Raw genomic sequence first — 15,169 nt, 5'->3', positions numbered from 1 at the left:
GTATTCACCCCCCGTGTTCCGCACTGCGGCTCAGCCCTTGTCGTCCGGCGTCGGTGTGTCGCTCGTGGTCGCCCTGCGGGGGCGCGGCGGAGCGGTTCGCTTGGCCGCGGCCTTGGTGGGCTTGGCTGGTGCCTTGGCCGTCTTCCTCGCCGGGGCCTTCTTCGCCGGGGCCTCCTTCGTGGGGGCCTCCTTCGTGGGGGCCTCCTTCGTGGGGGCGGCCGAAGCGACAGGTACCGGCGAAGCCTCGACGACCCCGGCATCCCCGTCCGACTTGTCCGCCCCGGGCGGCACCGGTGCCCCCGGCGCCGCGAACGGCACGACCCGTACCGTGCGTTGCTCCACGGGCTTCGCCGGTACGGGCTTCTCGCGGCCCTCGATCACCACCAGCGACGCCTGGTAGGCCACCGACAGGGTGTACGGGGTCTGGTGCAGCATTCCCCAGAGCTTGGACGTCTCGTCGACGTCCATGACCGTCGGCGTGAAGCGGACCTTCTGCAGCGAGTCGGCCAGGTCGCTGCCTGCCAGATGCGGTCGCTCGGCGGCCAGTTCGATCAGTTCCCGGGGCAGTACGGGAATCTCGTGCAGGGTGCGGATCACGCAGCCCAGCAGCCGCTGCCCGACCAGCTCCGTCTCCTCCCCGTACGCGCTGATCACGTAGTGGAGGTCCAGCGGTGCGGCCGCCCGGTTGCGCAGGGTGCCGTCGGCGGCGCGCGTCGGCAGGTCGTTGTTGCGCATCGCGGGGTTCGGGGTCACCTGGTAGAGGAACACCGTGACGGTCGGCTCGCTCGGTGGCTCCGACGGCGGCTTACGGGTCTCCACCTTGACCGCGATGTCCATCTCGGGTCCCAGGTTGCTCTCGATGAGCAGGGCGAGCGCCTGCGTGACCGTGGCGACGGCGAGTGCGTTGCTCATGTCGTCAGTCCCTCTTCCCGCCGCGCGACAGGTAGTCGTCCAGCGTCAGTACGGGGGCGGGCCGGCCGGCGGGCTGTGCGGGGCGCCCGGCCGGTGAGGCGTTCGCCCCGGGCGGCGGCGCCGCGCTGACCTCCAGCCGGCCGATCCGTACGTGCACGACGCGTTCGGCCGGGCGCGGGGCGCGCCGCCCCACCGGTCCGGGGGCCGCGCCCCGCGCGGCGGCGGCGTCGGAGCCGCGCGGCACGGGGAGCGCCGCCGCACGTGCCGGTGCGGCGGCAGCCTGTGCCGGTACGGCCGTCACCACGGGCACCGACGCCGGGTCGTCCGGCGCGGACGGCCGCCCCCGGCGTGCCGCACGTACGCCTTCCGTCCCACCGGGCCGGGCCTTCGGCGACGGAGCCGGCGGTCCCGGCAGGGGTGCCGGGACCGCTGCCGCGGGCCGGACCTGCGGTCCCGGTTCACCGGGCTGCGGAGCCCGCTCGGTACGCACCACGGTGTGCCGCTCGGTGTGGACCTCCCGGACCGGCCGGGGCACTTCCGTGGCGGCCCCCGGGGCGGAGGGAAGCAGCGCGGCCGGTTCGTCCGGCTCGGGCGGGCCGGACCGCAGTGCCTCGGCCCGTTCGAACGGGCCGGAGAGCCGGGGCCGCACCCGGACGCGGGCGCTGTCGGCCGCGGCCACCGGCGTGTACCGGGCGAGCAGCCGGTCGAAGTAGTCAGCCATCGGTACACAGCTCCAGGTAGTAGCGGCGCCGGAGAGGGCTGAGCGCCAGGATGTGCGGCTCGCTCCACCCGTAGGCGGTGGCGAGCAGATGGACGTCGAGGAGCAGGTCCCGCGCCCAGTTGTCCAGTTCGGTCCAGAGGTAGGAGGTGATGTCCAGGTCGGCCCGGGTGGCCTCGCCGCATTCCGGGCACGCCACGTTCAGCGTCACTTCGGCCGTCGGGTCCGCCTCGGCGGCCTTCTCGGCTACGAGCCGCTCCACCCGTTCGGGCAGCAGGGCGGCCAGTCGTTCCGCGGCGACGGGCTCTCCGCCGCGCAGTGCCCGCACCGTGCAGCCCGTCACCAGCCGCCGGCGCGCCCCGTCGGGCGAGCCGGCCGCACCGGCTGCCGCGAGGTCGGCGACGGTGGGCAGCCGGAAATCGACCACCCAGTCGTCCTCCGCCACGCGCAGCAGCCGGTCCCCGGCGGCCGGACGGACACCCAGCGCACCGGCGTCGAGGTCGAATTCCATGGCCTCGCCGCAGCTGCCGCACTCGATCCGCACCTGCATCAGCTCGCCGAAGAGCGACCGGCGCAGCGCGAACAGATCCGCCTCCCGCTCGCCGACCGGCACCGACAGCAATGCGTCGGTGCCGGTCCCCGGGCGGGCCGTCCGGTGCAGCAGCAGTGATTTCTCCGCTGCTCCCAGAGGCAGCCCGGTCTCCCAGGCGGCCAGGAGTTCGGCGGGCCCCACCGGGGCCGTCCCTGGTGTCACGACGACGTTCAGGCCGGGTGGGTGAACGACGGCTCGACGGGTTCCGGGATCTCGTAGTCGCGTTCCCAGCCCTCGCACTCCAGCTTCACGCTCTGGATGGCGACGGCGTTGGCGTTCGCGTCGAGTTCGCCGACGACCTGGTATTCGCTGACCCAGGCACGGTAGAGCTTGTGCGAGACGGCCACCTGTCCGGCCTCGTTGAGCACCTGGATGATGATGTCCTTGCGGAAGTCCCGGAGCGAGACCTCCGAGCCGAGCCCGGCGCCCACCTGCCAGACCTTGTTGGCCCAGCGGTCGAATTCGGGATCATGGGTGACACCGCGTTCGAGTGTGACGCCCTCGAACTCGGATCGGCCCGGCGATTTGCGCGGCGAGCTGGGATCACCGCCGTGGCGGTGTTTGACCACCTCGGTGGTGCGCTTCAGTGGACTGATCTTGCTGATGCCCGCGACCGTTCGACCGTCCCAGAGGACCAGGAACTTGAAATTCTTGTAGGGGTCGAAGCGATGGGCGTTTATCTGGAACTCAGCCATCGGTTTCCTTCGTGTTCCTTTTCCTTGACTACGGGTCGCCGGCTACGAGAGGTCGAACTGCCCGGCGAACTGCTGGATCTTGACGATCACGAACTCCGCGGGCTTGACCGGGGCGATACCGATCACGACGTTGACCACTCCGCGTTCGATGTCGGCGTCGGTAGTGGTGTCCTTGTCGCACTTCACGAAGTACGCCTCGCGCGGTGTGCCGCCCTTGAACGCGCCCTGCCGGAACAGGTCGTTGAGGTAGGCCGACGCCTTGAGCCGGATCTGCTGCCACAACTGCTCGTCGTTGGGTTCGAAGACGACCCACTGCAGACCGCGGTAGAGGCTCTCCTCGACGTGCAGCGCGAGCCTGCGCACCGGCACGTACTTCCACTCGCTGTCGAGCGCGTCCGCGCCCTCCAGCGTGCGGGCGCCCCAGACCAGCGGCCCCACCACCGGGAAGGTGCGCAGGCAGTTCACGCCCAGCGGGTTGAGCAGCCCGTTCTCCCGGTCGGTCAGCCTGACCGTCAGGGACCGGACGCCGGCGAGGCGCGCCTCGGTGCCGGCCGGTGCCTTCCACACCCCGCGCTCGCCGTCGGTGCGGGCGATGACCCCGGCGACGGCACCGGACGGCGGGAAGGAGCGCAGCCGCCCGGTCAGCGGGTCGGTCAGCCGCAGATGCGGGAAGTACAGTCCCGCGTGGTTGCTACGTACGGGCTCGAACGCGCCGATCCCGGCCCGCGCGGCGTCGACGCTGCCCCAGGTCGAGGGCGAGTCGACGAGCAGGAAGATCCGCCGCTCCTGGCAGAGCTGCTCGGCCGCCGAGAGGACGGTGACCATGTCCTCCGTGGACTCGTACGCCGACAGCTCCGGCAGCGCCAGCAGGTTGACGTCGTCCACGTCGCGCAGCGCCTGGAGGCCGGTCTTGCTCCCCTCGCTGCCGATGAGGTCGCGCGGGCCGGGCGGGTCGCCGTCCTTGCCGCCCTCCAGCGGGAAGACGGGCGGGTTGACGGAGGCCTCGAGTCCCAGGTCGTTGGCGCACTCGCCGACGAAGCGGACGACGTCGTCCGGGTCGACGGACCCGGCGACGACCTGGAGCCGCCTGCCGAAGGCGGTGACCTCTGACCCGGCGAAGGCGTGCCTGCCGGGGGCGTCGGGCAGCGCGCGCAGCTTGCGCTCCAGCAGGAGGGCCAGCTCGGTGACGTTGCTCGGCGGTTCGCCGTCACGGTCGGGTTCGAAGAGTGTGAACTCGCGCTCCGCGTCGCCGATCTTGACCTTCAGCTCGACCTCCAGGCCGGGCAGGTCCGCCGCGAACGGCTTGGAGACCGTGCCGGACGGGTCGGGCCGGTCCTCGTCGAGTGCCTTCACCCGGACGAGGGAGGAACCCGCGTTGACGACGGTCTCGACGAAGCGGCCGTGGCCGGCGTCCATGGACAGGCCGGTGAAGGACTCCCGGGCTCCGCCGCGGGCGTCGAGGATCTGGAGGTTGAACGTCCGGTCCGGCGCGGGGGTGTCGTGGTCGACGGCCACCCGCAGGCCCGAGCCCCATACCCCGGGCTCTTTCGCGTGCACCTCCAGCACCGGGCACTCGCTGTGCCCCTCGGTGGAGCGGAGGGTGACGCAGGCGTCCTCGCCCGTGCCGGCCTTGGCCACCCGGACGATCACCGCGAGCGTGCCGCCGTTACCGAAGAACTGGTGCACCGCGTAGCTGAGGGCGCTCTGCGAGGTGAGTCCGCCGAAGCGGCGCTCGAAGTCCGCGAAGCTGGTGACCCGTATCGGTTGGTTGAGCGGACCCCGGCGCGTGTGCCCCACGAACGCGGTCACCGAGGTGGTGACCGAGGCGATCGTGCGGACGCTGCTGGGAAGTTCTTCGATGTACACACCGGGATAGCCCATGTGCGTCGGCATTCCCCCTCCATTCCCTTCGCGCACCAAGAGATGAGAGGAGAGGTGAAGGAATTGCGCGCATACGCTGAATACGCATACGCGCGCACGATCCCCCGCGTGCATCCCCCGTCGTTCACCCCGTGCGATATCTGGTCTCGCAGGGCCATCCGCATCCGTGTGCGCTCGTGGCTCCTGATGCATGAGTGCCTCTTGCGAGTGTGTATCTCGCTACGAGAACAGGTCAAGGTAGTGATTCGGTCATCCCGGGACGGCGCCTGACCGGATCGCCGATAAACGATTCGGCATGGTCAGAAGATTTTCCCATCTTCATATGAAGATTCAATTCACCATCGCTTCACAGAAAACTCGGAGCTCACAGGAGAAACAAGCCGAATTGACTCGATGACGGCGCGCCGTCGTGCGCGGGGGCCACCAGGAACAGCGATCAGGTTCGATTCCCGGACGGATATAGCATTCGGGGTCATACGGGATTCTCGCGGATCTTGCGGACCTCGTGGGGCGAATCGGCAGGGCGCGAGGGCGCGGACGGCGGGTGCGGCGGCCCGGGGGTCGCCGCACCCGTGGGTGTGGAGCGCCAGGTACCGTAGGGAGGAAGATTTCGTGGGCCTCCTGACGGGCTGCGTACACCCAGGAGGAACACATGACGACGAACCGCGGGCGCAAGGACGTCATCCGGGACCGGATGGCCGCGACCGGCGAGTCGTACAACGTCGCCGCGCGCAATCTGAAGGCGATGAAGGACATGGGCGCGACCCGCGACGCCATGCTCGTCCAGCGCTGGCAGCCCGCGGAGTCGCTGGACGTCCCCTGCCCGTGCGGCGGTACCTGTGAGCCGGGCGAGACGTGCGACCACTGTCACGCCCGGCACCGGCATGTGAAGCGGTACCCGGGCAGCGTCACGGACGTGGAGGTCTGGGCGGACCGCTACGAGTGCCTGAGCTGCTCGTCCTCGTACGCCCTGACCGTCCGCCTGGCCGGACGGCCGTGGGGCGTCGCCGAGACCGTGGTCCAGGGCGGGTCGGCCGAGGAGGTCGTGCGGGCCCGGGTGTTCCCCGGGGTCAGGCACCCGCTGCTGCGGGCCGAGGCGACCGCCGGGTCCCAGGAGGACTGACGGCGGCCGCGCCCCGGCCGCTCAGCCCTCGTCGGGCGCCAGCGTCAGCGAGATCGAGTTGATGCAGTACCGCTGGTCCGTGGGCGTGGGGCAGCCCTCGCCCTCGAAGACGTGGCCCAGGTGCGAGCCGCAGCGGGAGCAGCGCACCTCGGTGCGGGTCATCCCGAGGCTGGTGTCCTGGATCAGCTCGACGGCTTCGGTGTCCTTCGGGTCGTAGAAGGACGGCCATCCTTGGTTTGCCCATTCACACAACAGCCAAGGAATCAATCCATGAACGATCGCGTGATCGGGGCAATCCGGCTCTCCGACAGAACTGACGTCACGACATCGCCGGAACGTCAACGTGCAAGCATCGTCAACGCGGCAGCGGCTCGGGGAGCCGTCATCGTCGGCTGGGCCGAGAACATCGACGACCTTGATTGTCCGGGTGGCCCGGCGTCCGTGACCGCGATCTGTTCTGGTGGTGGCGGGTACCGAAGCCCAGGGAAGCGCTTTGAGGTGCGCATACAACGACTTCTGATTGGCTTTCACGGTCAGGACGTAGTCACCGCCGACCCTGGTCACGACGGCCGCGGTGTCGTGCTGGGTGTGCGGCGCGTCCATCGTGACGACCACGCCGTCCAGGTCGAGGTTCTGGAGCGACTCCCGGGCAGCCGGGATCTCGTTGCTCTTCTCGCTCACGGCGATCTGGCCGAGCACCGCCCCTGATCCGTGCGCGAGGGCGGCGACCAGGTGCGGGGCCGAGGAGCCGCCACCGCGTGCACCCCGGACGGCCTTGCCGTCGATGGCGATCACCCGCCGTCCCGCCACCAGCGCGGTCCTGGTCACCGCCCAGGCACCCAGCACCGCATCGAGCCGGTCCGCGTCGAGGCGGGCGAACAGACACCGCGACGTCGACTCGTCCACACCGCCGCGTTCAAGTCCCAGCCGGGCAAGCGCACCGCCGCCGGCATCCCGGGCCCACTCCCCGATCGCGGTGAACCCCCGCGCTCCGGCCACCACCGCACACACGGCCACCGCGATCAGAGCACCCACCGGGTGCCGCACACCGCGTCGATGGCGCGGATCAGGTATCCGGCCGAGCAGGTGGACCAGGAGTTCGTGATCGAGCACGGGCGCGCGAACAGGCGCGGGGATGAGGGACGATGGCACGACGCGGGCGTGATCCCCTGGCCGGACGGTACGGCGTAGGAACCTCCGTCCAACCGGACCGGAACACGCCCGCGCACCACTGCTCCGCCACAAAACCCCACGTCACAGGGCTACAAGACGACTTTCCCGGGGCCCTGGGACACGTCCCTCCCCGAAAACGCGGACTTCTACTTCGAATCTCGTTGCGAGCTGCTGTCGTAAATCGATGAGGAACCGGAAATTCGGCTACATCGAACGCCCTCTCATGGGTGCCGGTGATACGCCTTGTTGGCGATGCGCCAACTGTCGCCGACATGGACCAGCAGGAATATGTCGGTAAAGGTGTCTGCGCCGTGTTGGAGCGTCATGGTCGCGGTCGCGATAGTGCCGTAGACATCGACGGTGTCGATCCGGCGAGAGCGGCTCGCTTCGTCCAGCGCCGAGTGGCCGTCAAAGAGAGCGCAGTATTCATCCAGAGGCCACGAGACGAAAGCACCGCCCCGAATTCCCTCAATGTGGGCTGTGGGCAGGAAAGCGTCGCGGAAGTGGTTGGGCTCGCCGGTGATATGTCCGAGAATGTAGGCGCGAAGCGGTGCGAGAACGGCGTCCGACACAGCGGGGACCGTGGCGGCCATGGCGATGTCGGCCTCGGGAGCGACAGAGGTGTCAGCCAGACCGGCGGCGCTGCGCAGAGGCGTGTCTGATGCGGCGGCCAGCACAGCCATATCCTTGGCCAGCGCACCAATTGTGAAGTCGGCGGTGCCGACGGGCGACTCACTGCCGAGGAAGGGTCGTTTGCGGGTCACGAGCCCACCGAGCTGGCCGAGCTCGAGGACGTCCAGCGCTTGGTCGCGTTGCAGGCCAAGGGCGTCGGCTTGCCGCAGCGAGTCGCGCAGTGCGAGAACGGTGCCGGCGAGGCTGTTGTTAGCGATCAACTTGAGCGCGGCAGCGGTGGAGGCGTCATCGACACGCCGCATGGTGCCGAGCGTTTCCAGAACCGGTCGGGCTCGATCGAGGGCATCTTGGTCGGCAGCGGCGAGAATCTGCAGGGTGCCCGCGGCGACCGCCGGAACAGAACCGAGCACGGGCGCGTGGATGTAGGACGGGCCGAGCTGTCGGGCCAGAATCGACGCTTCGGCAGGGGCGATGGTGCTGGTGTTCAGGACAATCGTGTCCGGTCGCAGCGAGTCACGAATGTCGTCGAGGACCTGCTGGCAAGCCGGGCCGTCGAACAACGCCAGGAGCACGAGGTCGGCCTTCGCCACCGCCTCGTTCGGGTTGTCGGCCGTCTTGCCGACGCCTGATGTACGCCCCGAGCGTGTCCAACCCACGACGTCCCAGTCCTGGGCAGCAAGTCGAGTCGCGATTGCGCCACCCATGCGCCCCAAGCCAAGGACGGCGATCGTGTGCAGTGTATTCATGCACGCCAGAGTGGCCCGTCAGAAGGACTGCGACAAGCGCATATTGCGCAGGCCAGACATGCGGGAGGAGCATACCAGCTGTGCATACTGATGCCATGGAACTGACGGTGTGGCGGACCTTCGTGACCGTGTGCCGACTCGGGTCGCTGTCGGCGGCAGCCGCCGAGCTCAATCACACGCAGTCGGCCGTCTCCCGCCAGATCGCCGGGCTGGAGCGAGAACTCGGCGTGCCTTTGGTGGAACGCCACGCGCGCGGTGTGCGTCCGACGCCTGCTGGCGGGGTCTTCCGGCACCACGCCATGGCCACACTCAATGAGGCGGACCGCGCCGTTCGTGCCGTACGAGACATTCGTGACGGAGCGCTCAATCGATCGCTGGCCGTTGGCTCGACACCGTCGCTGGCCGCAGGGGTCGTTCCTGAGGCCATCCGGGGGCTGCTCGAGCAAGTCGGATCCATCCGCTGGAACCTACTGCCGGACCTGAGCGCGCAACTACACAACCGCGTGATCGCCGGCGATCTCGACATCGCTGTTGTCACCGATGCACCGCCAGGGCTGCCCCATGACCCCGGGATCGAGCGCCGATTCTTCGGGTTGGACCACATGGTTGTCGCACTGCCCGTCGGCCATCCACAGGCTGGTCGCGGCCCGGTGCACATCCAGACGCTGGCCGATCAGATCTGGGTCGAGGACAACGACGGTTCGGCGGCGCTTCTGCGCCAACACGCCGCCCGCGCCGGGGTAAGCGTCCGTATCGACCTCACCGCAGCTGATCTGGTCGGCAAGTTGGCCTTGGTCGCAACCGGTCACGCCATAGCGCTGATACCTGGCGTACTAATGGGCGCCCTGCGGACCGGCGTCATCACCGTGCCCCTTGTCGATCCTCCGTCCCGTGGTATCTACGCGATAACTCCACGCCGTGATCCCCACCCCTCTGCAGCGCCCCTACTCGACCAGCTCGCTGCGGCCTTCGCCTCGGTACGTCCTACCCACATCCCTCATCAGCCGAATGAGGAGGATGTCCATGCCGCCGCGCTGACATTTTATGACAGCGTTATGGAAACGCCCCGAGTTTGAGCCACTGCGCAAGGGCACCTCGGTGCCGCCCGCTCATCAGCGCGCTCAGAGCGTGGACGAGATGTTGGACGGTGGCAGCACCGGGTCCGTATGGGCGTCGACGTTTCTCGTCGGGCTTGAGCCCGGCGGGCCTGAGAGGACGGTGGCGTTCGGCGGTGTCTCGACGCCAGCGCGGCTGGCCTCAGCCTGGATCCACCGGCTCGGTTCGTGAGTGATTGATTCTCGTGATTGGTCGGAGTTTCCGTTCTCGGGCGCGGGGTGGCCGCTGGTCTGCCCAGCTTTTCCACGTGTCCACAGCTCTCGGGCCCTCGCGGGCGGGTCGGACAGGTCCTGGTCAGGCCGGTGGAGGTGGGACGTGGACGCCATGGAAGAGGGTGTCGAAGGCGTCTTGCCAGGGCCAGTGTTCGGGCAGGTGCAGGGTGAGCCGGCGGGCCGAACGAGCTAGGCGGGCAGGCACGTTGATCAGGTGTTCGCGGATGGTCGCGCAGGTCGCGCGGGCGTGGAAGGTGTCGGCGAGGGTGCCGCAGGCTCGCATCAGGTTGAAGGCGAGGGCGGCCGGCGCCAGCCAGGCGGCGTTGGCCTGGAAGTTCCCCGAGGGCGCGTGGGCGAACGGGCCGATCTTCAACTCCGCGATCACCTGTTCCACGATCGCGTGCCTGCGGTGATCCTTCTCGGCATCGGCCGGCGACAGCGTGCTGTCGGTGAACGCGGCGTGGAAGCGCCAGGCGGTGAACAGTTCGCCTTGGCCCTCGGGGACCGTGGCGGGGTTGAGGCCTTTCACGCGGCGCACGATCAGATGTGCGGTGACCTGCTGTTTCTTCGGCTTCGAGGTGAACACGGTGTAGGGGATCTCGGCGATCTCCGCGTCCGATATCCAGCGGGCCTCCGCGTCGTCCCAGATCGCCCGGGGGTACTTGATCGGCCTCCAGGCGTCCTCGGCGATGGTGGCGATGGCCATCTTGACGGAGGTGTTGTGGCGCACGGTGATCGAGAAGCGGGCGCCGGCCGCCCTGCAGGCGGCGATAAGTTCAGCACCGTAGTAGGCGGAGTCGGCCCGCACGATCAGCATCCCCGTGACGCCCGTGGCGCGGGCGGTCGTGATCGCCTCGGTGGCGAAGGAGGCGGCTCCGCGGGCGGAGTTCACGCTTCCCTTGCGCAGCCTCGTTGCGGCGATCACCGGCGCGGCCAGCGGCGTGGAGAGCGTCGCGATCAGCGCGTTCAGGCCCTTGACCTTGTTGTATCCATAGCCCACGCCCTGCTTGGCATAGCCGTGCACGGGCTTGATGGTGTCGTCCAGATCGAGGTGGGCGACGGTGTCCGCGCCGGGCAGCAGCGGGGCGTGGGCCGCCAGGCGGGGCAGCAACCGGCGCGCGACGGAATGGAGTTGTTCCACGTGCCCGTGGGTGAAGGACCGCAGGAAGCTGCCCAGCGTGGACGGCGCCCGCACCCCGCGAAACAGACCGTTCATGGCGCCGTGCCGCAGCCGGTCCATGTCGTCGATGCTGTCCGCGCCCGCCGCCATCCCCGCGACCAGGCCATCACCTTCGATGCCGGGAAGGCGCCGGTGCCGTTGGCCGACGGCGGCAGGCGCACCAGCTCATCAACCAGACCGGGCAGCCCGCACCGCTCGGCCAGGCGCACCAGCGGAGCCAGCCCGCCGTACGCGATCAGATTCGGGTCGTCGAACCGTGCGGAAACCCCCGCCGGGGCATGGGAAGATCGCATCTCGGAAGTGCCCTCGTGAACGTGCTTGATGTGGTCCTAGAGAAACCTCATCATCGCAGGTCACAGGGCACTTCTTCGTTCCCGGAGAAGTTGTCCACAGCCATCGGGCCGGTGGATCCAGGCTGAGTAGGCGCAGCGTCAGCGATCGCCACCGAAGAAGGCGACAGCCCTCGCCAGAGCAGCCTGGTCCGCTTCCAAGTCGCCCTCACGGTGTGCGCGGGCGAGAAGCGCGCCACACCACTCCATGCCGAGGTATTCGGCAGTCCGCCGGAACATGCCTGTGAGTGGTTGGGTATCGGTCTCGTCGCCGCGAGCGTACGCCGTGACAGCCCACAGATTTTTGCCCCGCATCTGCTCGCGGAAGCCAAGGTCCGGCAGCCCGCTCCAGCGGGCCCAGTAGTCGAGATAGAGTTTCGTCGCGGCGGAGACGCTGTACCAGTGGAGCGGCGACGCAACGACGATGTCCGTGCTATCCAGAGTCGCATCGAGCAGTACCTTCTCTGCACTATTGAGAAGCGGCCCGGCAGGACTGGGCGGAAGCGTCAGCTCGCTCAGACTGAGCCAGCTGTCCGTGGCATCCGGTGGAAGTCCTTCAGCCGCGTAGCGGGCCAGCGTCTCGGTATTGCCTCCTCCGCGAGGGCTGCCCAGGATGAAGGCGAAGCTCCGGCTCCGTACCGGGTCGAGCATGACAGTCACAGCAGTCCTCACAACTCGTGGTGGTCAGACGGACTGATCCGCGACCCCGTGGCCGTCGGCAACCAGCCTCAGGTGGTTCTCTGCGTCGCGGTGCAGCTCCTCCGAGTAGTTGATGAGGCCGCCGGTGCCGGCGTAGCGCAGCTTCTGCTCGCCGGACGTGCGGCGCAGGATCGTGACACTGTTCTGCATCAGCTTCTGCGGCTCGAGCAAGCTGACGACCTCCAGCTCTCCTGGGTGGCGTTCCTGAAACTTCGCGATGTAGCGGCGGACGGCATCGCCCTCCGGGTAAGTCATCAGATAGTGCATGACGACGAGGCCACCGTCGGGGTTAATCAGGGGCCAAAAGTGGTCGAAAAACCATAGGCACTCCCAGGCATCGACCCAGGCGAAGTCGATGGGGGCGAACTCCTCAGGCAGCTTGTCGAGGGAATCCTTGATGTCGGCGTTGACGACGGTAACCAGGTAGTCCAGACCGAGTTCAGCGAGTACCTTACGGACTCGCCCCGCCGAGGACTCGGCGATCGACAGGTCGTCGACAGCAGCGAGACGCGGATGGTACGGCTCCAGGTGAAGGGAGGGCGTGACGAGCGGAGGCTCAGCAAGCAACCAACTGTCGTCGAGCGCTCGACCGGCGTCGAAGTGCCCGCGAGTCTTCGCGGCAAGGGCTAGCGACTCGTCAGCGACAGTGCGCTCGGCCTCGGCGAGCGCGGCGGCAAGAAATGGGGTCGTGTATCCCATTCCCACCTCCAGTACGCGTTGCGGCCTCAGCAGTTGGACAAGGTTAGCGAGGAGCGGGCCAACAACCTCGGTGCCCATTCCGGGCACGGACAACCGGGCTACCGCCGAACGAAATTCTTCACTGTGTATCAAATGAGGTATTTCCATCCCTTTGAATTAGCGGAGCATTAAACCCAACAGGAGCAGACCGCTCACAGCGGATTTTCCAACTTTAACAACGGCTAACACAATGAGGTGGATCGGCCTTGGCGGCCGTGTCCGCGTCAGAAGTGCAGCGTTGTTCGGGTATGGGGACTTCGCCGTGGATCGTGTCGGATGACCTGTGGGAGCGGATGGAACCGCTGCTGCCACGCAAGGAACGCCGGTTTCGGCACCCAGGACGGAAGCCGCTGCCGGACCGGCAGGTGTTGTGCGGCATCCTCTTCGTGCTGCACACGGGCATCCAGTGGGAGTTCCTGCCACGGGAGTTGGGCTTCGGTTCGGGCATGACCTGCTGGCGGCGGCTTCGGGACTGGAACGAGGCCGGCGTCTGGCAGCAGCTCCACGAGGTGCTGCTGGCCGAGCTCAACGCGGCGGCCCGCCTCGACTGGTCGCGTGCGGTGGTCGACTCCAGCCACGTGCGGGCCATAAAAGGGGGAGCCAGACGGGACCGAGTCCGGTCGATCGTGGCCGAACCGGATCGAAACACCACCTGATCACCGACGGACACGGCACACCGCTCGCCGTGATCCTCACAGGCGGCAACCGCAACGACGTCACCCAGCTCATGCCGCTGATCGACGCCATCCCGCCCGTCAGGGGCCGGGTCGGGCACCCACGACGCAAGCCGGATTCACTCTTCGCCGACCGCGGGTACGACCACGACATCTATCGCTACCAGGTCCGGCAACGCCGCATCGTGCCGGCCATCGCCCGCCGAGGCACCCTCCACGGCACTGGGCTGGGCACCTACCGCTGGGTCGTCGAGCGCAGTTTCGCCTGGCTCCACGGCTTCAAACGCCTCCGCATCCGCTGGGAACGACGAGCAGACATCCACGAAGCCTTCCTCAAACTCGCCTGCTGCCTCATCACCCACCGACAGATCAGCTCATTGTGTTAGCCGTTGTTAACGGCCGGAGAGGTGCGTCGGCCGCGTTCGCTTGTCGGACATTCGCATCGTGGGGTGAGGGAGACGTGAAGATCAACGCGATGCGATCGCACACCCGTGCGGCGCACGTTCATGCGAGCCGACGAAGCGGACATCCTGGATCTTTCTCATGGGCTCACCCGTTGACGCTTGCCTAGTCTTGGCTGAGTTCACCAAGGGCAAGTGCAATCGACATCCGCCTAGCCGGAATACCCTCAAAAGAGGGCTTGCGTAACGCTCTTCCGCCACGACCTGGCAGTCTCTGCTCAACCGAGCCCTCTGGCCCTGACCATTCAGCGGAATTGTCCGGTCTGACGGTCCGGTAGCAGAAAAGGTGTCCTGGCCTGCGAGGATGCGACTGTCGAGGAAGCATCGGTTGCAAGAATCAGGACACCTTTCTGGTGAGCGAGCGTACAGGGTGGGACCGGGGCCTGGTCGTGGGGGCTGACGGGAAAGGGCTGGTCGGGCATGCCGGGGTGGTGTTGCTGCGGCGGCTGGCGGACCGGTCGGGGCTGACGGAGGCGCTGGCCGGGGTGTTCCCGGCGGGCGGGCCGGGGTGGCGTGATCGGGCGGTGGTGTTCGTCCAGCTGGCGATCTCCATCGCGTTGGGCGCCCGCAGCGTGGCGGAGGCCGAGCAACTCGCCCTGCATCACGAGCGGATGACCGGCCCGGGTGTCCCGGACTCCACGAAGAAGACAGGATTCAAGTACTCGGTCATCGCCACCAACATCAACAAGATGACCCGGATCCCCGGCTCCCACCAGGCACAGTGGCTGGACGCTCTGCACCGGCACCACGCGGTCGTCGAAGACCGCGCGCGCACGAACAAAGCGATGGGACCGCACAACCTGCCCTCGAAATCCTTCACCGCGAACCAGGGCCGAACGCTCGCCGCGAACCTCCGCCGCCGACCTCGACGCCTGGCTCCGCCTCCCGGCCCCGCACGACCAGGACGAGCTCGCCGACGCCGAACCCGACACCATGCGGTTCCGGATCCACCACCCGCCCGCCTCACCACCCACGCCCGCCGCCGGCACCTCCGCCTCGCCCCCGACCGGCCCCGGGCAGCCGCCTTCGTCCTGGCACGGCAGCACCTGACCGCCGTCACCTGACGACCAGGCCCCGCCCCGACGAAGACCAGGAAGGAGAGACCCGCACAACCCCGGGACCGTGGAACCCGGCGCAGCCGCAGCGACACGCGAAGACCCTGACCGCGAACAGCGGGAACAAACAGGGCGAAATGACCACCCTATCCGGCAACGATCACCCCTGAAGGATCGAGGTCAACCCCACGCCGGGACCTGAGGAGCCGACACGGGCCACCCTATCGAGCGG

At 68.2% G+C, this 15,169-nt stretch carries 11 protein-coding genes and 4 pseudogenes; 4 read left to right on the top strand and 11 right to left on the bottom strand.

Annotated features, from left to right (window positions below; genetic code table 11):
- Positions 1–30: 30 nt before the first annotated feature.
- The 5 genes from OG524_RS29485 to OG524_RS29465 are packed head-to-tail and all read right to left on the bottom strand — an operon-like array spanning position 31 to position 4,810.
- The gene (locus OG524_RS29485) at positions 31–912 is read right to left on the bottom strand and encodes a Pvc16 family protein (protein WP_405811979.1); all 882 of its coding nucleotides are present in this window, start codon (positions 910–912) and stop codon (positions 31–33) included.
- A gap of 4 nt (positions 913–916) precedes the next feature.
- Entirely contained in the window at positions 917–1,633 is a 717-nt protein-coding gene (locus tag OG524_RS29480) for a hypothetical protein (RefSeq protein ID WP_405811978.1), read from the bottom strand.
- The gene (locus tag OG524_RS29475; RefSeq protein ID WP_405811977.1) at positions 1,626–2,384 is read right to left on the bottom strand and encodes a hypothetical protein; all 759 of its coding nucleotides are present in this window, start codon (positions 2,382–2,384) and stop codon (positions 1,626–1,628) included. Before OG524_RS29475 ends, OG524_RS29480 begins: the two co-directional genes overlap by 8 nt.
- Positions 2,385–2,392: 8 nt before the next feature.
- Positions 2,393–2,917: a phage tail protein gene (locus tag OG524_RS29470; protein WP_069169413.1), complete on the bottom strand. Its 525-nt coding sequence runs from the start codon at positions 2,915–2,917 to the stop codon at positions 2,393–2,395.
- A gap of 42 nt (positions 2,918–2,959) precedes the next feature.
- A complete protein-coding gene (locus OG524_RS29465) occupies positions 2,960–4,810 on the bottom strand; it encodes a phage tail sheath family protein (protein WP_405387686.1) in 1,851 nt (616 codons plus the stop codon).
- Positions 4,811–5,450: 640 nt separating this feature from the next.
- Between OG524_RS29465 and OG524_RS29460 the strand changes: the two genes are divergently transcribed.
- On the top strand, positions 5,451–5,921 hold the full coding sequence (locus OG524_RS29460; RefSeq protein ID WP_405811976.1) for a hypothetical protein: 471 nt from the start codon (positions 5,451–5,453) through the stop codon (positions 5,919–5,921).
- A 21-nt stretch (positions 5,922–5,942) separates the two neighbouring features.
- Here OG524_RS29460 and OG524_RS29455 read toward each other — a convergent pair.
- The 3 genes and pseudogenes from OG524_RS29455 to OG524_RS29445 form a co-directional block, all read right to left on the bottom strand.
- A pseudogene (locus OG524_RS29455) lies at positions 5,943–6,152 on the bottom strand (peptide-methionine (R)-S-oxide reductase); the annotation flags it as partial.
- 228 nt (positions 6,153–6,380) lie between these two features.
- Positions 6,381–6,956 (bottom strand): annotated as a pseudogene (locus OG524_RS29450) (ISAs1 family transposase); the annotation flags it as partial.
- Between the two features lie 359 nt (positions 6,957–7,315).
- Positions 7,316–8,473 carry a nuclear transport factor 2 family protein gene (locus tag OG524_RS29445; RefSeq protein WP_405811975.1) on the bottom strand — a complete coding sequence of 386 codons (1,158 nt, stop codon included), beginning with the start codon at positions 8,471–8,473 and terminating at the stop codon, positions 7,316–7,318.
- 95 nt (positions 8,474–8,568) lie between these two features.
- On the opposite strand from OG524_RS29445, the gene OG524_RS29440 reads away from it, so the two are divergent.
- A complete protein-coding gene (locus OG524_RS29440; RefSeq protein WP_405387689.1) occupies positions 8,569–9,549 on the top strand; it encodes a LysR family transcriptional regulator in 981 nt (326 codons plus the stop codon).
- A 334-nt stretch (positions 9,550–9,883) separates the two neighbouring features.
- On the opposite strand, the pseudogene OG524_RS29435 reads toward OG524_RS29440, so the two are convergent.
- The 3 genes and pseudogenes from OG524_RS29435 to OG524_RS29425 form a co-directional block, all read right to left on the bottom strand.
- A pseudogene (locus OG524_RS29435) lies at positions 9,884–11,274 on the bottom strand (IS1380 family transposase).
- 138 nt (positions 11,275–11,412) lie between these two features.
- Positions 11,413–11,961, bottom strand: coding sequence for a flavodoxin family protein (locus OG524_RS29430; protein ID WP_405812517.1), 549 nt, complete (start codon positions 11,959–11,961; stop codon positions 11,413–11,415).
- 33 nt (positions 11,962–11,994) lie between these two features.
- The gene (locus OG524_RS29425) at positions 11,995–12,708 is read right to left on the bottom strand and encodes a hypothetical protein (RefSeq protein ID WP_405387690.1); all 714 of its coding nucleotides are present in this window, start codon (positions 12,706–12,708) and stop codon (positions 11,995–11,997) included.
- Positions 12,709–12,942: 234 nt separating this feature from the next.
- Here OG524_RS29425 and OG524_RS29420 point away from each other — a divergent pair.
- Both OG524_RS29420 and OG524_RS29415 read left to right on the top strand, forming a co-directional pair.
- Positions 12,943–13,807: pseudogene (locus OG524_RS29420) on the top strand (IS5 family transposase).
- A gap of 428 nt (positions 13,808–14,235) precedes the next feature.
- Positions 14,236–14,946, top strand: a complete 711-nt coding sequence (locus OG524_RS29415) for a hypothetical protein (RefSeq protein ID WP_405811974.1) — start codon at positions 14,236–14,238, stop codon at positions 14,944–14,946.
- Positions 14,947–15,169: the final 223 nt, after the last annotated feature.

This window comes from Streptomyces sp. NBC_01520 (assembly GCF_045040375.1).
Classification (GTDB): Bacteria; Actinomycetota; Actinomycetes; order Streptomycetales; family Streptomycetaceae; genus Streptomyces.
The sequence above is the reverse complement of the archived record's forward strand: the minus strand, read 5'-3'. Positions and strand labels throughout refer to the sequence as shown.

Coding starts and splice junctions, on each gene's coding strand:
- OG524_RS29425 (WP_405387690.1), bottom strand. CDS start 12,708: ATGGGATACACGACCCCATTTCTTGCCGCCGCGCTCGCCGAGGCCGAG.
- OG524_RS29440 (WP_405387689.1), top strand. CDS start 8,569: ATGGAACTGACGGTGTGGCGGACCTTCGTGACCGTGTGCCGACTCGGG.
- OG524_RS29445 (WP_405811975.1), bottom strand. CDS start 8,473: ATGAATACACTGCACACGATCGCCGTCCTTGGCTTGGGGCGCATGGGT.
- OG524_RS29460 (WP_405811976.1), top strand. CDS start 5,451: ATGACGACGAACCGCGGGCGCAAGGACGTCATCCGGGACCGGATGGCC.
- OG524_RS29430 (WP_405812517.1), bottom strand. CDS start 11,961: ATGCTCGACCCGGTACGGAGCCGGAGCTTCGCCTTCATCCTGGGCAGC.
- OG524_RS29465 (WP_405387686.1), bottom strand. CDS start 4,810: ATGCCGACGCACATGGGCTATCCCGGTGTGTACATCGAAGAACTTCCC.
- OG524_RS29485 (WP_405811979.1), bottom strand. CDS start 912: ATGAGCAACGCACTCGCCGTCGCCACGGTCACGCAGGCGCTCGCCCTG.
- OG524_RS29480 (WP_405811978.1), bottom strand. CDS start 1,633: ATGGCTGACTACTTCGACCGGCTGCTCGCCCGGTACACGCCGGTGGCC.
- OG524_RS29470 (WP_069169413.1), bottom strand. CDS start 2,917: ATGGCTGAGTTCCAGATAAACGCCCATCGCTTCGACCCCTACAAGAAT.